The sequence below is a fragment of the Psychroserpens mesophilus genome, from assembly GCF_050617655.1.
Classification (GTDB): Bacteria; Bacteroidota; Bacteroidia; order Flavobacteriales; family Flavobacteriaceae; genus Psychroserpens; species Psychroserpens mesophilus_A.
Window position 1 is genome coordinate 171,408 of sequence record NZ_JBODQC010000004.1, and the last position, 17,038, is coordinate 188,445.

The following is a 17,038-nucleotide window of genomic DNA, read 5'->3' on the forward strand; positions in this document are numbered from 1 at the left end:
TGAATACACTTTAATAGGATATGAGTTAAGGCTTGTAGTACTTATTTAGTTATTTTAAATAAAAAATGTTTTATAAACTGTCTAATACTTGTGATTTAAAAACCATTGAAAATGAGTTTGATGCAAATTTTAGATTCCCCAATCTATATGAACCAAAAGTCATAATTAGCGGCACTGAAGAATCTAACCTTTCGATTATTACAGCTCAGGATTCTAAACGGATTGATTATGCTATTTGGGGATTACTACCAGAAGATTACGATGACGATTGGGATCGTTTTCAAAGTGTCACAAATACACTAAATACTAATGTTGACGACCTAAATTTAAGTGAAGAAATATATTCAAAATCTTTAGATGAAAGAAGATGTTTAATCATTGTTAATGGATTTTTTACATCTAATATTTACAAAGGAAAATTATATCCCTTCCATGTGCATTTAAAAAACCACAAGCCATTTTGCATCGCTGGGATTTATAATAAATTAAATGATGGTTTTTTAACCTGTTCGTTGTTGGTTACTAACTTTAGTTCAAACCTGAATGAGATACCACATTTAGGTAAGCAAAGACCTTTAACATTTAGACAATCTGATTTTGAAGAATGGCTGTCTAAAGATAAAAGTAAAGCAGATTTGGAAAGGCTCATCCATAATCATAATGCACCAGATTTTATATCGCATCCCATAAAGGAAGATTTTTATAAAAATAACAGTGTGTTTGAAGATATTTTAGAAAGTGACAACTATAGTCATATTTTGAAGAATTTACATAGATCTTGAAAAAAAATGATTTTTAAACCAGACGTTTAAATGTGTTTCTTTTCATCAATGCCTTTGCTGTTCGGTTCTAACTTTTTCTCAATATCTGAAGGATTCTTAATTTGAGTGTAAGTATCATTAATAATAACAACAGGGTAAACTAAAACTTCAGGATTGTTATCTAAAACTTTTATCCAATCGTTCTCATCAAGATGTGTAGTATCATCATACGATTTAGTAAAACTAGGATGGTCTTTATCAATTAAATCACCAATTTTAATTCCAAGGTGTTCGGCAATATCTTTCCATTGGCTTCCAGGGACGTTAGTTTTAGTAATATCAATTGCTAATATTTCTTTTACTGAAGCATTTAAATATGAATACGTTTGTTCTCCTATAGAAGACTTTGAACTGTAATACAGTTTTATCATGTTTTTATCTGTTGAAATCATTGCCATAAATTATTTTATTTAAATATAACGGTTGTAATACAAAAGCGTTAACTTAAATACTTTAAATATTAATTCAATAGATAGAAATTATCTATGTTTAGATAATAACTGTTGATAACTTCTATGTTAGATTTCTGCCAAAATTTCTACTTTTGTTTAAGTATATTGAAGCATAAGAGCAAGAGGTTTCATTGCATACACTAAGATTATTTCTAATCATTTTTTATAATTATTACTTAAAAAACATAAAACACAAATAAAACATGTCAGATACTATTGAACACGTAAAATGCCTAATCATAGGTTCAGGGCCAGCAGGATATACTGCTGCTATATATGCTGCACGAGCAAACATGCATCCGGTTTTGTATCAGGGAACTCAACCAGGAGGACAACTCACAACAACTAACGAAGTTGAAAATTTTCCAGGTTATCCTGAAGGGATTACTGGTCCGGAAATGATGATTGAGCTTAGAAAACAAGCTGAACGTTTCGATACTGATGTTAGAGACGGTTGGATTACCAAAGTTGATTTTTCAGGAGATATTCATAAAGTCTGGGTAAACGAAACAAAAGAAATTCATTGTGATACTGTTATCATTTCTACTGGAGCTTCAGCAAAATATTTAGGTTTAGATTCAGAACAAAAATATTTAAAACTTGGAGGTGGTGTGTCTGCTTGTGCTGTTTGTGATGGTTTTTTCTATCGCAACCAAGAAGTTGTAATTGTTGGAGCAGGAGATTCTGCTTGTGAAGAAGCACACTACTTATCAAAGTTATGTAAGAAAGTAACCATGTTGGTTCGACGTGATGAGTTCAGAGCTTCTAAAATTATGGCTGCTCGTGTGAAAAACACAGAAAATATTGAAATTCTTTACAATACAGAAACAGAAGAAGTTTTAGGTGATGGACAAGTGGTTATTGGAGTTCGTGTCATAAATAATAAAACCAAGGAAACACATGAAATTCCTGCAACTGGATTTTTTGTTGCTATTGGTCATAAACCAAATACAGATATTTTTAAAGGTTTCTTAAATTTAGACGAAACAGGATATATTATTAATGCTGTTCCTGGAACGAGTAAAACAAATATCGAAGGTGTATTTGTGTCTGGTGATGCTGCAGATCATGTTTACAGACAAGCTGTAACAGCAGCTGGAACTGGATGTATGGCTGCTTTAGATGCAGAGCGTTACTTAGCTGCTAAAGATTCTAATTTTGAAGTAAGCACATTTACTTATAATTAAGTTGTAAAAGTGTTATACATAAAAAAAGTGCCTAAGGTAAAACTTACTTTAGGCACTTTTTAGTTTGTGATAAAATAGAGTTACAAGGTTTCTGGAAGCGTATGATTTCTTCCTTTGTTTTGTGCTTTAAGATAACCCATTAGCGGTTCAAAATATTCTAACATTGGTTTGGCACTCATTTCGCTACCAACACTTTGTTTTAATAATACTCTCCAGTCATTATTTGCACCAGTTTCTAAAACACCTTTTAAAAATGTTCCAACGTCTTTGCTTCCAAAATAATTAGTGGCATGAGGATCTTGTTTCAGGATATTTTTTGAGATATGATCATGAAATTGAAATAATAAAATATAAGATATGGCATAATCATAATATTGAGCAGCATCGTTATTGATGTGCGTTTTTGATGCAGCATCATTAAATTCTTCACCACGATCTGTAGGCGGAACCATTCCTTGATACTTTTTAGCTAATTCCCACCACTTTTTATTAAATTGTTCTCTACTCAGGTTTTCAGCGTATAATGCATTTTCAAACTCGGTCATTACACCTGCAGAAAACGGTAAAAATACGATGTTACTTAAGGCTTCTTTTAGTAAGTTTTGAGTTTCATCAATTTTGGCATCAGCATCGACCAAACCTTTACCAGCTAAAAATGGTTTTTGCATGGCTGCGAATCCTAACAAGCTTCCTATAGCTTCATGATAACCACGATTTGCGCCTTCGCGAAGTAATGGTGGTACATTAGGGTTTGTGTAAGCTTGGTAATAGTAAATATGACCTAATTCATGATGAATGGTTTCGTAGTAATCTGCATTTGGCTCAACACTCATTAAACAACGTAAGTCATTTTCTAGATCCATATGCCAGGCAGAAGCATGGTTGTTTTTTTTGTAAGGCGCATCAGCAGGTAATGGATACATACTAGATTTTTTATAAAAACTTTCTGGAAGAGGATCAAAGCCAATACTCTTATAAAAATCCTCACCTTCTTTAACAATCCATTCAGGAGCTTTATCAGCTAAAGCAGCATCAATATCTAAGCCTTCAACAGTTACAAGAGGACTCCAGTCTTGTCCCCAACGATTAGGTAGCCAATGTGCTGGAAGGTATTCTGGTACTGTTGTATTAAATTTCTTTGCAAGTTCATATCTTGCCCATGTGTGAAGTTCTCTGTATAATGGCCAAACTTCTTTCACCATTTTATTCATTTCGTCAAGCATCTCTTGGCGAGACATTCCGTAGCTAGAAACTTGATATGAAAAGTAATCGTCGTAACCTAAAGCGCGCACAGTTTCGTTACGCAGTTTTCGTAAGTTTTCTAGACCAACTTTGAGACCTATACCGACTTCTTTAGAAGCTTCCCAGTTTTTTAAACGTTCAGTTTCATCATTAGATTCACGTAATACTTTGTCTATGTCTCCAGTGGTTACAGATTTTCCATCGACCTGAAAATCATATCCAAATAGCATTTCATTTTGTGCGTTTTCTGCAGCAATACGCTCTTTAACTAAATCTGAAACTGTTTCAGGATTGTTGGCAGCAGTGTATAATATGGTATTTAACTGACGTACCTGAACGATATCTAAATTGTCTTTATTTTCTAAAAATTCACGAGTTTTTTCAATAACTTCTGTGCTTCCTGTAAACTTAGCCAAAGCTTCGTTGGCTTTTTGAACTTTATATGCGTTCGTTGTATCACCAGCTACAATTCTGGTATTTGCATCCCATTCTGCCAAAGCAGAATCATAGTATAATTCGGTAAATGATGCTGTGTAATCATCTAAAAATGCTTGGACATCTTCTTTTGAAGCTGAAGTTGTTTCGGTAGTTTTTGCATCTTTTTTACATGAAAACACTGTAATTAAAACAGCGATTAGCAAGATTGTTTTCTTCATCTTAAATAAGGTTTGAGTTAAAGTTAGTTGATATTGATATGATTAGATTATTTTTCTTTTTTCTGAAGTTTTGCAGTGTCTAAAAATCTGTTGATTGTAATTTTAGGATTCGCAAACAAGTAAATTTCACTTGATCCTGAAGCTTCAATAGTAATAGAATCGGTTGCTTCTATATATGCATCACTGGCAAATTCGCAAACAGCATTACAAATTTTTGAAGTAAAGTTTTTACCATTAAACTGAGCATTATTATCTGCAAACAAACGTAAATTATCTGTAGTGCCTTCAATATCAATATTAGCTCGTTGGTATAAATCTATTTTTGTTTCTTTAGAATTCACAAGTGCATCTAATTTACAATTGTCACTTAATTCAATTATGGCTTTTGTAGCACTTACATTGAGCTTCACTTTAGCTTTGTCTAAGCTGTTGAATTTGAAATTTTTAGCTTTTATATTTAAATAGGCTCTTGATGACCCTGTTACTCTTAAGCTAGCGTCATTAAGTTCTAAAGAGGTTAGCGATCTTATTTCTGCATTGTCATGAGTTTCTATGTGAGAAAATCCAGTACTGTAATTAACTTTGATTTTCATTTCTTTTTTGGATCTGATGTCTTTAGTCGTCCTGAAAGTGAGTACGCTATCCACAACTTCTATAGTAATGTATTCATGTAAATTATCATCTGTTTCAATTTCAACAGAAGGTTTACTGTTATAATATAGTTCTACTTCAAAATCTTCACCTACAACAATGGTATTAAAATTATCTACGTAGGTTTGTTTAATAGTTACATTTCTATCACCTTTTACTTTATCGTCTTCTTGAGCAAAACCAATTGCGCTATAGCCTAAAGTAATTAATAAAAATAAGGTAATCTTCTTCATTAGTTTAAATTAAGTATTGAACAAATATAAAACAAAAACCATCCCAAACTCGAAATTGAGCTTGAAATGGTTTAAAAAAACAAGTTGGTTAGTTGGTTGTTAATATGTTATTGTTTCCTGATACTACCAGAAGGACCGTCGTTTTTTTTTAACTTTTTCAGGATTACCATAATATTTAATATCGCCTCCGCTGTTAGCGTGAGCGGTTAATTCTTTTGAAGTATTAACTGTAATATCTGCTCCACTGTTTGCTTCGGCTTTGGTTGTAACGGCTTTAAGTTTGGCTGCTTTTATATCACTTCCACTAGAGGCTTCAGCTCGAAATGTATGTGTAGTTCCTGATAATTTAATATCACTTCCACTAGAAGATTCGCAAATAAGGTTTTCAACATCCACTTCAAGTTCTACGTCACTTCCGCTAGAGGTGTGTATTTCAAGATCATTGGCTTTAATAATAGTAGTTGAAATGACATCGCTTCCGCTGGATGTGGAAATTCTGTCAATATTTTTAAAATTGACCATTATTTTTTTGGAAGCAGCAGAACTTATGTTTTCTTCAGCAGAGATACTTAAAACGCCATTCTCTACTTCTACAGTAATGATCTCTTGCAGATTTTCATCAGCTTGAACCCTAATGCTTTCTGAATCACTTTGTGTGAGATAAACATCGAGTCCTCTGCTGACTTCTATAGCATTAAAATCTTCATTTAGTGCTCTGTCTGTAGTGGTTACATTTCCGTTGCCTTTAACTCCAAGATTAAAATCGAAGTTGCATGAAACTAGTAATATACCTAATACTGTAGCTACGATAATTTTTGTTAGTGTTGTCATGATTGGTTGTTTTTTAACTGAATTAATTTCAGCATGTGTTAATGATTGATTGTTCGTTTTTTGATTGATAATATTTAAGGCATTTGATGGTCATAACTAATGACTCTTTTTAAATACCATTTTCCGTCTTCGATAATCCATAAGTGAGAAAACTTGGCAGTACTACCAGGTACTTCTTTGTCATTTGTGGTTTCAAAAAACCTATGGATTCCGTTTTGAAGCGCAGCATATATGACACCATCGTTTTGAAGTGGGAAAACTTCTAAACTTCCATCGATAAGCTCTCTTCTGGATGTTGTTGCAATATCTGGGTTGCAAATGCCATTTTTTATCGATTCGATAAATCTGGTTTTTGAGGTTTCTAATCCGGAAATATCATGATAGAATTCAAAATCTTTGGCAATTAACTGGCTCAGGTATTGTGTTTCACAGTGGTTAAAAGAGCGTTCAAAAATAAGGCTGTCATTAGCTTTTAATGTTTTAAATATTTCAGAATCTGTTGCCATTTGAGCATTCATGTTAGCTAAAACACCTAAGAGACTTAATACGATATATATTGGTTTTTGCATGTGTTTTATTTGATGATTCAAATATTTCAGTTTTAATACGATTTTCAAAACTGAAATGTCTGAACTGTTAATTTAGATTGCTGAATTGTTAATTGTCATCAGATGTAATCTCAATACCATCATCGTCAATGTTAACTTTTATATTATCTGATTTAGCTTTAATTCCATTATCGTCAATTTTTAAACTGCTGCCTTCCGTTTTCATTTGAACACCATTTTCATCTATTTTGAGTCCTTTTTTGTCATCTTCAACATCTACTTTTATCTGGAAATCTTCTTCCATAGGACAATCTAGACATCTAACATTGTTGTTAGTGATTTCTAAGTAATGATTTTCCATCCCATTATCTAAAATATCATTGTAATAACTTGAGTTTCTATGGTATGAATAGGTGTTTTCTTCAGCATAAAGAATTGTTCCTTCGGGTAAATAAAGTGTGACCTCAATTTCTTGATCTCTGAATTTATTTTCAAAAGCAGTAGTTAAAAAGCCATCTAATTCAAGTCTTTTATTTATAAGGTCATAATTGTAATTTACTTCTTGAGCTCTTAGTTTGGCTTCTTTATAATTTCTGCCTTCAGCAGTCCTTTCAATATGTATTGAAGCTACCGAATCTTTAGTTGAACGTACAATGAGTCTAACATCTCTGCTGTAAATGAGTTTTTCATCATTTTCATTGTAAACCGCTTTTAAAGAATTACCATGTCTGCCAAATTGTTTACTGTAAAGCGTATTACCGACCATAGCCAGTGTTAATGTGTCATTAGCCTTAATGTTGAGTTGTTCTTTTTTGCTCACAGTAGCATCATAAGCATGTTCGCTGGCTTGTCTTACGCCTACGACGACACTTCCGATAAGTGCCATTAGCCATAATCCTAAGAGTGTGAATTTTGCAACATTTCCAATGGACTTTAAATTGTTAATTAGAATTTTTAATCCTAAATAAAACACAAAGAAGAAAGGTACTCCAATAGCAAATAAAGTAATTAATGAAATTAACCACACTGGTGTATTGGCGGCATTGGCTGCTTCAAAAATATCTAAACCTGGAAAGTGTATGACATCAATTGCTCCTAAACTCAAGCAGAACGTTAGCAATGAAATTAAGGTGGCTGCTCCAACTATAATTAAGATTATTCCGATGAATTTGGCAAATACCTTAAAGAAAAACATTATGATGTCACCAATAGTGTCAAAAAATGTTTTTGACGAGGATTTAATTTTTTGTCCTTGCTTTGGTAAATCTACGTTTTTTACGGTGTCTGAAACGGTTTGTGAAACGCTATCAAAACCGTCTTTGATTTTTTTTTCGATGTTGCTAATATTAACAGGTTCTCCAGTCATGGTTAGCTTCTCTGAAGTTGTTTTAGCTTCAGGAACTAAAATCCATAAGAGGATGTATAATAAAACACCTGTTCCAGCACCAAAGATTAATATAATCCAAATTAACCGAACCCATAATGCGTCGATTCCAAAATAATGTCCTAATCCAGCGGAAACACCTCCTACATAAGAGTTGTCAGTATCACGATAGAATTTTTTTGAAGGTTTAGAATTTGAGCTTCTATGATAAGTAGACGTTGGTTCATCTTCAAAAATCTCATCATCAACCAAATAGTCTTCAGGTTGTCCCATAATTGAGATTACATCATCAACTTCTTTGATTCTAATGACTTGTTTTTCGTTTTGAACACGTTCGTTAAATAATTCTGCGATTCGCGCTTCTATATCTGATATGATTTCTGATCGACCTTGAGAGTCTGTAAATGAACGTTTTATAGCCTCAAGATAGCGCTGTAATTTTAAGTATGCATCTTCATCAATGTGGAAGAATATACCTGCTAAATTTATGTTGACTGTCTTATTCATTATTTTTTATTTTTTTGTCTGGTTACTAGGTTAACTGCATTTTGTAATTCGGTCCAGGTGCCATTAAGTTCTTTTAAAAACAATTGTCCTGTTTCGGTAAGGCCATAATATTTTCTTGGTGGTCCTGAAGTGGATTCTTCCCAACGATAATTGAGTAATCCTGCATTTTTAAGTCGTGTTAGTAGCGGATAAATTGTGCCTTCCACTACAAGCAACTTAGCGTCTTTGAGAGTGCTTAAGATTTCTGCAACATAAGCATCGTCATCTTTTAAGACCGATAATATGCAGTACTCAAGGACACCTTTTCGCATTTGTGCTTTTGTGTTTTCTATCTTCATATTTTAAAGCGATTAAATTTTAGTAAACTGTTCATTTTTTGATTGATGATTGATGATAATTTGATGAAATATTGTGATTATTTTAAAAAGGCTATCGTTAACGGATAATGATATGGTTCTCCATCTCTTGCCTTTAGGCTTGCAATAACTATAAAAACAAGTTCAAGTATAAAACCTAAAACGGCAAGAACTCCTAATCCACCACCAATATATAATAGAGGAGAAGGTTCTGAAATATTAAAGTGAATTCCGTCAAAAAGATCGATATCTATAAAATCGAAAGAACTAATGAGGTTAAAAATGAAAAACGGCACTGTTAATATGCCCATAATAAGAGCATAAAGTAATATGCTCATTTGAAAATTTATGGCTTGCTTTCCATGGTTGTCTACAAATTCAGATTTTTCCTTGTTTGCCATCCATAATACGATTGGACCAATAAAATTTCCAAACGGAATTATAAACCTTGTGAAAGTTGATAAATGAATAAAAGTTGCGATATTTTTTTGGTGATTGTCTAGCATAATTTTAAAGCATATAGTAATTTCTTATACAAATATATGTCTAAAAGAAGGTATTATGTTACGCATAGTACTTAAATTTAACATAATATTAACAAATTGAGGTATGGATTTTTTTCAATATTTTAGCTGAAACTTCCAGCAAACATGAACATTTCGCCAAGAAAACTTAACGCCTTTTTATTATTCAAATTACCATCTGCTTATTTTTGTGGCGTACGCACAAAGTCTTTATCAGACACAACTTGTATTGTTTCAGTAAAACACCGATGGATTAATCAAAACCCATTTAATTCAATGTTTTGGGCTGTTCAAGGTATGGCAGCAGAACTTACTACAGGAGCTTTAGTCATGTCTAAAATTAAATCTAGCGGACAAAAAATGTCAATGCTGGTAACCAATAATGACGCTACTTTTACCAAAAAGGCAACTGGACGAATTCAATTTACCTGTAATCAAGGTGAAACAATTGATAAAGCAATTACGAAAGCAATTGATACAGGAGAAGGTCAAACCGTACGTTTAAATTCTAAAGGTCTTAATAAGGAAGGCATTCAGGTTTCAGATTTTAATTTTGAATGGTCTATAAAAGTGAAAAACAAAAAGTAGAAGTTTACAGCTGATTTTTTTAACTTGTAACAAAACGTCAAAAAAATCAACATATTAAACAAATCAACAACTAAACCCATAACATTATGACATCACACGAAATAGATTACAGAATTTACGGCGAAGAAATGCAGTTCGTAGAAATAGAACTTGACCCTCAGGAAGGTGTTATTGCTGAAGCAGGAAGTTTTATGATGATGGATGATGGCATTAAAATGGAAACCATTTTTGGAGATGGTTCTCAGAAGGATTCAGGTTTCTTAGGAAAAATTTTAGGTGCAGGAAAGCGTATCTTAACAGGAGAGAGTTTGTTTATGACTGCTTTCTATAATAATCTAACGGGTAAACGTAATGTATCATTTGCTTCTCCTTATCCAGGGAAAATTATTCCTATTGATTTAACAGAATTTCGAGGGAAGTTCATTTGCCAGAAAGATGCCTTTCTTTGCGCAGCTAAAGGGGTAAGCGTTGGAATTGAGTTTTCTAAAAAATTAGGACGAGGCTTATTTGGAGGAGAAGGTTTTATCATGCAAAAATTGGAAGGTGATGGTATGGCATTTGTACATGCAGGAGGAACTATGGCTAAAAAGGTATTGCAAGCTGGTGAAACCATGAAAGTCGATACAGGTTGTCTGGTTGGTTTTACTCAAGGTGTCGATTATGATATCGAATTTGTTGGAGGAATCAAGAATACAGTTTTTGGAGGTGAGGGCTTATTCTTTGCAAAACTGCAAGGGCCAGGAACAGTTTATATTCAATCGTTACCTTTTAGCAGATTGGCTGGACGTGTTTTAGCATCTGCTCCAAGAGGAGGAGGAAAGGATAAAGGAGAAGGGAGTATTCTTGGCGGTTTGGGTGATTTGTTAGATGGTGATAATAGGTTCTAGCTTGTCAATTTATAGATAAAAAAAGTTGTTTATATTTACAATCCTTTTTTTATCTTAATCGTCTACTTTCACTCAAAATTTTAACTACGTGAAATCATTTCTATTCTCAGTTTTATTTACTATGATCTTTCTGTTTGGAAATGCTCAAATTGTTGATATTCCTGATGGATGGTTCGAATATGCATTACTAAACACTTCTTGCGCTGATATAGATGGTGATGGTGTTCCAGATTCTAATGTCGATACTAATAATGATGGATTCATCCAAATTTCAGAAGCAGAAAGTGTCATTGGTTTATTTTTAGATGAAAATGAGGCTATAACTCTTGACGGACTTCAATATTTTATTAACCTTAGGTATTTTGAAGGATATTTTCCTGAATTAGAAACTCTGAACCTCACACCACATATTAATCTCGAAGAACTTCAAATTTATAATTGTTTTGTCTTAAATGATTTAAATATTGATGGTCTGACAAATTTAAAAACGCTAACAATTTATGGAGCTTATGAGCTCAATGATTTGGATTTAACAGGGTTTGTTAATTTAGAAAATTTAACCTGCTATAATTTACGTGAAGTCACTAGTTTAAATTTTTCTAATCTTGTTAGTTTATTAAATTTAACAGTTTTTGATGTTCCAGCAATTACAAGTTTAAATTTTTACGGACTTACTAATTTGGAAAGTATAGAAATATACGGATATAATGATGTGTTAGTTAATATAGATTTAAATGGTTTAATTAGTTTAGATGATTTGACTATTAATTTTATTGGAGGTTTGTCTAATTTGAATTTAAGTGGACTTATTAATTTAGAATACATGAATCTTGATGATTGTACTGGATTATCAAGTCTAGATTTAACAGATCTTATTAATTTGAAATACGTACACCTCAGAAATTGCAGCGCACTCTCTAGTATTGATATGGCTGGACTTGCTAATTTATTATACCTAGACACTTCTTATGGTAGTAGTTTGTCTAATCTAGATGTATCAGAATTAGAAAGCCTTTCAACGTTTTATGCTTTTAATTCTAATTTTTCTAGTCTGGATCTAAGTCAAAATTCTAATTTAGAAACATTAGGTGTTGGCAATTCTATTAATTTACAATATTTGAATATCAAAAATGGAATTACTGGAAGTGCTAATATTAATAACTGTATTAATCTAGAGTTTATTTGTGTTGATGATATTGAATTAGAAACTATTCAGTATTTGGTAGATTTTTATGATATTGCTAATTGTGAGGTTAATACATATTGTTCTTTTATTCCAGGTGGTGAAGTTTATTATGTTGAAGGTCAAAATAAAATTGATGTGAATTTGGATGGTTGTGATAGTAATGACGCTGTATACCCAAATATGAATTTTAGTATTTCTAATGGTATTGATAGTGGTACGTTTATAGCAGACGTAACAGGTAATTATAGTTTACCTGTTTCTGAAGGAAGCTTTATTTTAACTCCTAATGTGGAAAACCTAGATTATTTCACAATTTCTCCAAATACGCTTTCAGTCAATTTCCCTTCAGACATAAGTCCATATAATCAAGATTTTTGTTTAACATCTAATGGAGCACATAATGATTTGGAAGTTGTAATAATTCCAATCACTAATGCAATACCTGGTTTTGAATCGTATTATCGAATTATCTATAGGAACAAAGGAAATACTATTTTGTCTGGTAATATTGAATTTGATTATCATCTCAATAGTGATTATATAGAAAACGTATTGTCAAGCCCAACTTATGACACTGACACAAATAATACCATGTCATGGGATTTTACAGATTTAGCACCTTTTGAAACCAGAGAAATTGAAGTGGTTTTTAATTTAAATACACCAGTAGATCCTGACTTCCCATTGAATAGTGGAGATGATTTGGGTTATGTTGCTCAAATATTTCCTTTAATTGATGATGAAACAACAAATGATAACAGGTTTGAACTAAAGCAGGATGTTGTCAATTCTTTGGATCCAAACGACATTACATGTTTAGAAGGCGAATCAATTTTACCTGAAGACGTTGGTAAATACGTACATTATATGATTCGATTTGAAAATTTAGGAACAGCTAATGCAACAAACATCGTAGTAAAGAATGCTATTGATGCTACAAAATTTGATGTTAATACTTTAGTTCCTTTAGATGGAAGCCATGATTACGTTACAAGAATCAACTCAGACAATGATGTTGAATTCATTTTTGAAAACATTCAATTACCTTTTGACGATGCTAATAATGATGGTTACATAGTGTATAAAATTAAAACTCTTGAAAGTTTGGTTTTGGGTGATGTCTTTTCAAATCAGGCAGAAATATATTTCGATTTCAACGCACCAATTATTACAAACAATTATACAACTGAAGTGGAAGAAGATACGTTTAGTGTTGATGATTTTAATTTTTCAACAATCAAAATATATCCGAATCCAGTTATTGATATTTTAAATATAGAATCCAATTTGACTATTCAAACCATACGTGTTTTTGATATTCAAGGACGTAAGGTATTAGAAGTTGCTCAAGACAATATCAATCTAGTTGACATGAGTACTCTTAATAGTGGAATTTACTTTGTTAAAGTGTTTTCTAACTCTAAAACTGAAACGATAAAAGTTGTCAAACATTAGTAAACAGTCGTTATTAGTGAAGATAAACGCTTTTATTTACCTTTAAACGAAAGCTTATTTTGTTAATTTTTTGTTTAGAATGATGAAACAATCATTTTTTTTACTACATTTAGGAAGTAATAAAAAAACAAAAGCCTATACACACATCTACCTAACTAAAACCAAAATTAACTTAAATTATGGCTAGAGCAATGTTCGAGTACACCAAAACTGTGCTTGCAAAAGTAAGTTTTGATAGTACGTTGTTCTGTAAAGAATTGAAAAAAGCACTTAGTCGTTTGTTACCTTACGAAATTGAAGAGCTTAAGATTTATATCAAATCTTTAATTCTACAGAACCCTGAATTAGATCAATGTTTAATCTTATTAAAACAATAGGAAAAAGCGACTCACGAGTCGCTTTTTTTAGTTCGATTTTTTAGGTTTTATTTAGACAACGGACTAATAATATTGACGTTTTGAAATGCTATTGCACCGCGAATAATGCCAGAAATGACACTGTGAAGCGAGTCAATAATTTGCATTTTTAATTCATTTTTATGGTAAATGATACTTACTTCTCTGGCAGGAGACGGATCAGTAAAATGACGTAATTTGTCTTTCTGTTTGTCATTTAATTCAATGGTATGTAAATAAGGAAGTAAAGTCATACCTAAACCTTCATTTGATAGTTTGATTAAAGTTTCAAAACTGCCACTTTCTAACTGAAATTGATCATCAGTATGTTTTTTAAAAGTTTTACATAAATTAATCACACCATCTCTAAAACAATGTCCATCTTCCAATAATAAAATATCCTCAATATCTAAGTCTGAAGTGTCTAATTTTTTCTTACTAAACAACCTGTGATCGTTAGGAATATAGCCAACAAAAGGTTCATAATACAGCACGCGTTCTTTTACAGTATCTAAGTGTAAAGGTGTTGCAGCTATTGCAGCATCTAGATGTCCTTCGTTAATTCTAGCTATAATTTCTTCAGTTGTAAGTTCCTCAATTTTGAGTTTTACTTTAGGATATTTTTTGATGAATGCCTTCAGGAACATTGGTAGCAACGTTGGCATTATGGTTGGTATGATGCCAAGCTTAAATTCGCCACCAATAAATCCTTTTTGTTGATCTACGATATCTTGAATGCGCTCAGACTCGTCAACAATATTTTTAGCTTGATGCACAATTTTTCGACCAACATCTGTAAGTTCAATAGGTTTTTTACTTCTATCAAAAATTAAAATGTCTAATTCGTCTTCTAATTTTTGTATTTGAGTGCTCAGTGTTGGCTGTGTTACAAAACATTTTTCAGCGGCTTTAGTAAAATTTTTATGCTCTGCAATAGCAAGAACGTAGTTTAGTTGTGTAATAGTCATTGCTTATTCATTTAGACTATAAAAATATAAAAACTATTTATAAAAACTATTATCAATTAAGTTAATTATATTTTAAATTTACATAAATAAAAACAATAGAGATATGACAGTGAATAGTATTGGTTTAGATACCAAAAAGACAAAATCAATAGCAGTAGATTTAAATCATTTATTAGCTAATTTTCAAATTTATTATCAAAACTTAAGAGGTATTCATTGGAATATCAAAGGCAAGCGTTTTTTTGATTTGCACGTCAAATTCGAAGAACTCTACACAGATGCCAATATAAAGGTAGATGAAATAGCGGAACGTATTTTAACATTAGGAGAAACACCATTACATACTTTTGAAGATTATTCTAATGCTGCAAAAGTACCTGTTGGTAAAAATATTTCTGAAGACGAAAAAGCAGTTAAACTTATTGTTGATTCGTTAGCTGTGCTTCTGAAAATTGAACGCCAAATTCTTGATACTTCAGATGAAGCAAATGATGAAGGAACCAATTCTATGATGAGTGATTTTATTACTGAACAGGAAAAAACGGTTTGGATGATGAAGGCCTGGTTGGGAGAAAGTGTATAAATTTTAGAAACAGACAACTAAAAAACCCTTTAAGAAACATCTTAAAGGGTTTTTTAATGTATGAAATCAATTTTAATTTTAGTCGCAATCGCGTTCTAGTTGTATGAATTCACTTCCAGATTGTAAGACTATAAAATATTCGCTACACTCTGTAACTACCCAATCCAACGAAGAAAACATGCTATAAGGCTCACTTGTAATATTGAAAAACATAAATACTTCCGTAGAGCTGGGATTAGAAGCTAACCACCAATCACCACCTATTGTTTGATTTGATCCCTCACTTGTAATCTCTACAACTCCATTTTGGAAAAAATGTGCATATTCAGCATTAACATTATTATATAGGCTGGTATTTATGTACCAGTTACACTCCATTAAATAAGCAAAGACATCTTGTTCACTACATTCTGTGGGATTATTAACATCACAATCTATAAAATCTGCGGAACTGAATCCTTCACACTCAGCAAAACAAGCATTAGAGAATGTCGCGATAAAAGTATTTCCGTTTTCATTTATTTCAACACAAACAGGATCGTATTCGTCAGTTGGGCAATCGCATGGTTCAGTTGTATTACAATCCACAAAATCTTCAGTAGTAAAACCTTCACATTCAGCTTCACAAGCATTTAAAAATTCTATGATTTCAGTTCCTCCATTAGGAGATTGAATAGCAACACAAACAGGATCTACATTAGCAGGACACGGACAATTAGCATTGTTAAAGCAAAACTCTAATAGCTCTAAAAAGGCTTCTTCATTTCCAATACTTAGCGGTTCATCATTTATAATGACATCAAATGAATACACAAAATTAAAGTAGTATGCATTGTAAAGCGCATTGTCTAATTCTTCTTGAGAGTTTACAGTAACCGTTTGGTTTTCATCAGTGATAATGCTTAAAGGAAAAACAAACTCAAAACACGTATTGCCACCAGGATTATTGTAATCATTTGCACAATTATCTACAAAATCATTTGGTGTAAATCCATCACACATCGCATAGCATTCGTTAGGATATGTTACAATAAAAGACTCTCCATCTGGAGCTTGAACTTCAACACAAACCGGGTCATATACTTCAAAACAGGCACAATCATCTGCACCTTCAAAATCACAGTTCTCTAATAAATCGAAGAATTCATCTTCATTGTTTATGGTAAGAACTTCAATAGCACCAGCAGCATCATTATAGGTTTCTACATTAAACGGAAATTCGACACCATTTATGTATAAATTATCGGTAGAATTGATTAAAATCGTAATCAAATCATCTAAACCATTAATGGTAACGGTTGTTCCATTGTTATAAGCTAAGTTTAATGGATAAACAAAATCAAAACAAAAATCAAAGACAATGTTTCCTGAAGGATTTTCAGATTGAATAACATTTCCTTGATCATTGAATTGTTGCGCAAGTCGGTTTAAAGATTGAGTAATAGCTTCAGTTTGGTCTATGTTTTGTTCTTCAACAACAGAATCATTATTAGAACAAGAGGTTAAAAACCCTGCGGTTATAATAAAGCTTAAAAGAAATAATTTAAAATGTTTCATCATAGAATGTTTTTGGTTATTTTTTGG

17 protein-coding genes are annotated in these 17,038 nt (G+C 32.1%); 7 read left to right on the top strand and 10 right to left on the bottom strand.

Features of this window, described 5'->3' with window-relative positions:
- Positions 1-65: 65 nt before the first annotated feature.
- Positions 66-782 carry an SOS response-associated peptidase family protein gene (locus ACRHNM_RS09470; protein WP_431135948.1) on the top strand — a complete coding sequence of 239 codons (717 nt, stop codon included), beginning with the start codon at positions 66-68 and terminating at the stop codon, positions 780-782.
- A 26-nt stretch (positions 783-808) separates the two neighbouring features.
- On the opposite strand, the gene ACRHNM_RS09475 is transcribed toward ACRHNM_RS09470, so the two are convergent.
- Positions 809-1,219 carry an arsenate reductase family protein gene (locus ACRHNM_RS09475; protein WP_431135950.1) on the bottom strand — a complete coding sequence of 137 codons (411 nt, stop codon included), beginning with the start codon at positions 1,217-1,219 and terminating at the stop codon, positions 809-811.
- A gap of 257 nt (positions 1,220-1,476) precedes the next feature.
- On the opposite strand from ACRHNM_RS09475, the gene trxB reads away from it, so the two are divergent.
- Positions 1,477-2,460, top strand: coding sequence for a thioredoxin-disulfide reductase (trxB, locus tag ACRHNM_RS09480; RefSeq protein ID WP_431135952.1), 984 nt, complete (start codon positions 1,477-1,479; stop codon positions 2,458-2,460).
- Between the two features lie 80 nt (positions 2,461-2,540).
- On the opposite strand, the gene ACRHNM_RS09485 is transcribed toward trxB, so the two are convergent.
- From ACRHNM_RS09485 to ACRHNM_RS09515, 7 genes are all read right to left on the bottom strand, one after another.
- The gene (locus ACRHNM_RS09485) at positions 2,541-4,358 is read right to left on the bottom strand and encodes a M2 family metallopeptidase (RefSeq protein ID WP_431135954.1); all 1,818 of its coding nucleotides are present in this window, start codon (positions 4,356-4,358) and stop codon (positions 2,541-2,543) included.
- A 47-nt stretch (positions 4,359-4,405) separates the two neighbouring features.
- Positions 4,406-5,242 (bottom strand): GIN domain-containing protein, encoded by an 837-nt coding sequence (locus tag ACRHNM_RS09490; RefSeq protein ID WP_431135956.1) that lies wholly within the window; start codon positions 5,240-5,242, stop codon positions 4,406-4,408.
- Positions 5,243-5,365: 123 nt separating this feature from the next.
- Positions 5,366-6,073, bottom strand: a complete 708-nt coding sequence (locus ACRHNM_RS09495) for a head GIN domain-containing protein (RefSeq protein WP_431135957.1) — start codon at positions 6,071-6,073, stop codon at positions 5,366-5,368.
- Between the two features lie 74 nt (positions 6,074-6,147).
- Entirely contained in the window at positions 6,148-6,642 is a 495-nt protein-coding gene (locus ACRHNM_RS09500) for a nuclear transport factor 2 family protein (RefSeq protein WP_431135959.1), read from the bottom strand.
- Between the two features lie 88 nt (positions 6,643-6,730).
- On the bottom strand, positions 6,731-8,512 hold the full coding sequence (locus ACRHNM_RS09505; protein WP_431135961.1) for a PspC domain-containing protein: 1,782 nt from the start codon (positions 8,510-8,512) through the stop codon (positions 6,731-6,733).
- Positions 8,512-8,850 (bottom strand): PadR family transcriptional regulator, encoded by a 339-nt coding sequence (locus ACRHNM_RS09510; RefSeq protein ID WP_431135963.1) that lies wholly within the window; start codon positions 8,848-8,850, stop codon positions 8,512-8,514. The genes ACRHNM_RS09505 and ACRHNM_RS09510 overlap by 1 nt, the downstream gene beginning before the upstream one ends.
- A gap of 77 nt (positions 8,851-8,927) precedes the next feature.
- Positions 8,928-9,374, bottom strand: coding sequence for a DUF4870 domain-containing protein (locus ACRHNM_RS09515; RefSeq protein WP_431135965.1), 447 nt, complete (start codon positions 9,372-9,374; stop codon positions 8,928-8,930).
- Positions 9,375-9,518: 144 nt separating this feature from the next.
- On the opposite strand from ACRHNM_RS09515, the gene ACRHNM_RS09520 reads away from it, so the two are divergent.
- The 4 genes from ACRHNM_RS09520 to ACRHNM_RS09535 all read left to right on the top strand — a co-directional run bounded on the left by ACRHNM_RS09520 (position 9,519) and on the right by ACRHNM_RS09535 (position 13,885).
- Positions 9,519-9,980, top strand: a complete 462-nt coding sequence (locus ACRHNM_RS09520; protein ID WP_431135967.1) for a DUF4442 domain-containing protein — start codon at positions 9,519-9,521, stop codon at positions 9,978-9,980.
- Positions 9,981-10,066: 86 nt separating this feature from the next.
- Complete coding sequence (locus ACRHNM_RS09525) at positions 10,067-10,867, top strand: TIGR00266 family protein (protein ID WP_431135969.1); 801 nt, start codon at positions 10,067-10,069, stop codon at positions 10,865-10,867.
- A gap of 88 nt (positions 10,868-10,955) precedes the next feature.
- Entirely contained in the window at positions 10,956-13,508 is a 2,553-nt protein-coding gene (locus ACRHNM_RS09530) for a DUF7619 domain-containing protein (protein WP_431135971.1), read from the top strand.
- Between the two features lie 179 nt (positions 13,509-13,687).
- Positions 13,688-13,885: a hypothetical protein gene (locus ACRHNM_RS09535; protein WP_249995382.1), complete on the top strand. Its 198-nt coding sequence runs from the start codon at positions 13,688-13,690 to the stop codon at positions 13,883-13,885.
- 47 nt (positions 13,886-13,932) lie between these two features.
- On the opposite strand, the gene ACRHNM_RS09540 is transcribed toward ACRHNM_RS09535, so the two are convergent.
- The gene (locus ACRHNM_RS09540; RefSeq protein WP_431135973.1) at positions 13,933-14,871 is read right to left on the bottom strand and encodes a hydrogen peroxide-inducible genes activator; all 939 of its coding nucleotides are present in this window, start codon (positions 14,869-14,871) and stop codon (positions 13,933-13,935) included.
- Between the two features lie 103 nt (positions 14,872-14,974).
- Here ACRHNM_RS09540 and ACRHNM_RS09545 point away from each other — a divergent pair, with 103 nt between their 5' ends.
- Positions 14,975-15,454 carry a Dps family protein gene (locus ACRHNM_RS09545; RefSeq protein ID WP_431135975.1) on the top strand — a complete coding sequence of 160 codons (480 nt, stop codon included), beginning with the start codon at positions 14,975-14,977 and terminating at the stop codon, positions 15,452-15,454.
- Between the two features lie 78 nt (positions 15,455-15,532).
- On the opposite strand, the gene ACRHNM_RS09550 is transcribed toward ACRHNM_RS09545, so the two are convergent.
- A complete protein-coding gene (locus ACRHNM_RS09550; RefSeq protein WP_431135977.1) occupies positions 15,533-17,011 on the bottom strand; it encodes a hypothetical protein in 1,479 nt (492 codons plus the stop codon).
- Positions 17,012-17,038 lie beyond the last annotated feature (27 nt).

Bases quoted from the DNA above. Each gene is read 5' to 3' on its own strand.
- trxB (WP_431135952.1), top strand. From the start codon at position 1,477: ATGTCAGATACTATTGAACACGTAAAATGCCTAATCATAGGTTCAGGG.
- ACRHNM_RS09515 (WP_431135965.1), bottom strand. From the start codon at position 9,374: ATGCTAGACAATCACCAAAAAAATATCGCAACTTTTATTCATTTATCA.
- ACRHNM_RS09495 (WP_431135957.1), bottom strand. From the start codon at position 6,073: ATGACAACACTAACAAAAATTATCGTAGCTACAGTATTAGGTATATTA.
- ACRHNM_RS09545 (WP_431135975.1), top strand. From the start codon at position 14,975: ATGACAGTGAATAGTATTGGTTTAGATACCAAAAAGACAAAATCAATA.
- ACRHNM_RS09540 (WP_431135973.1), bottom strand. From the start codon at position 14,871: ATGACTATTACACAACTAAACTACGTTCTTGCTATTGCAGAGCATAAA.
- ACRHNM_RS09485 (WP_431135954.1), bottom strand. From the start codon at position 4,358: ATGAAGAAAACAATCTTGCTAATCGCTGTTTTAATTACAGTGTTTTCA.
- ACRHNM_RS09510 (WP_431135963.1), bottom strand. From the start codon at position 8,850: ATGAAGATAGAAAACACAAAAGCACAAATGCGAAAAGGTGTCCTTGAG.
- ACRHNM_RS09475 (WP_431135950.1), bottom strand. From the start codon at position 1,219: ATGGCAATGATTTCAACAGATAAAAACATGATAAAACTGTATTACAGT.
- ACRHNM_RS09525 (WP_431135969.1), top strand. From the start codon at position 10,067: ATGACATCACACGAAATAGATTACAGAATTTACGGCGAAGAAATGCAG.
- ACRHNM_RS09520 (WP_431135967.1), top strand. From the start codon at position 9,519: ATGAACATTTCGCCAAGAAAACTTAACGCCTTTTTATTATTCAAATTA.
- ACRHNM_RS09550 (WP_431135977.1), bottom strand. From the start codon at position 17,011: ATGAAACATTTTAAATTATTTCTTTTAAGCTTTATTATAACCGCAGGG.
- ACRHNM_RS09505 (WP_431135961.1), bottom strand. From the start codon at position 8,512: ATGAATAAGACAGTCAACATAAATTTAGCAGGTATATTCTTCCACATT.
- ACRHNM_RS09535 (WP_249995382.1), top strand. From the start codon at position 13,688: ATGGCTAGAGCAATGTTCGAGTACACCAAAACTGTGCTTGCAAAAGTA.
- ACRHNM_RS09470 (WP_431135948.1), top strand. From the start codon at position 66: ATGTTTTATAAACTGTCTAATACTTGTGATTTAAAAACCATTGAAAAT.
- ACRHNM_RS09490 (WP_431135956.1), bottom strand. From the start codon at position 5,242: ATGAAGAAGATTACCTTATTTTTATTAATTACTTTAGGCTATAGCGCA.
- ACRHNM_RS09500 (WP_431135959.1), bottom strand. From the start codon at position 6,642: ATGCAAAAACCAATATATATCGTATTAAGTCTCTTAGGTGTTTTAGCT.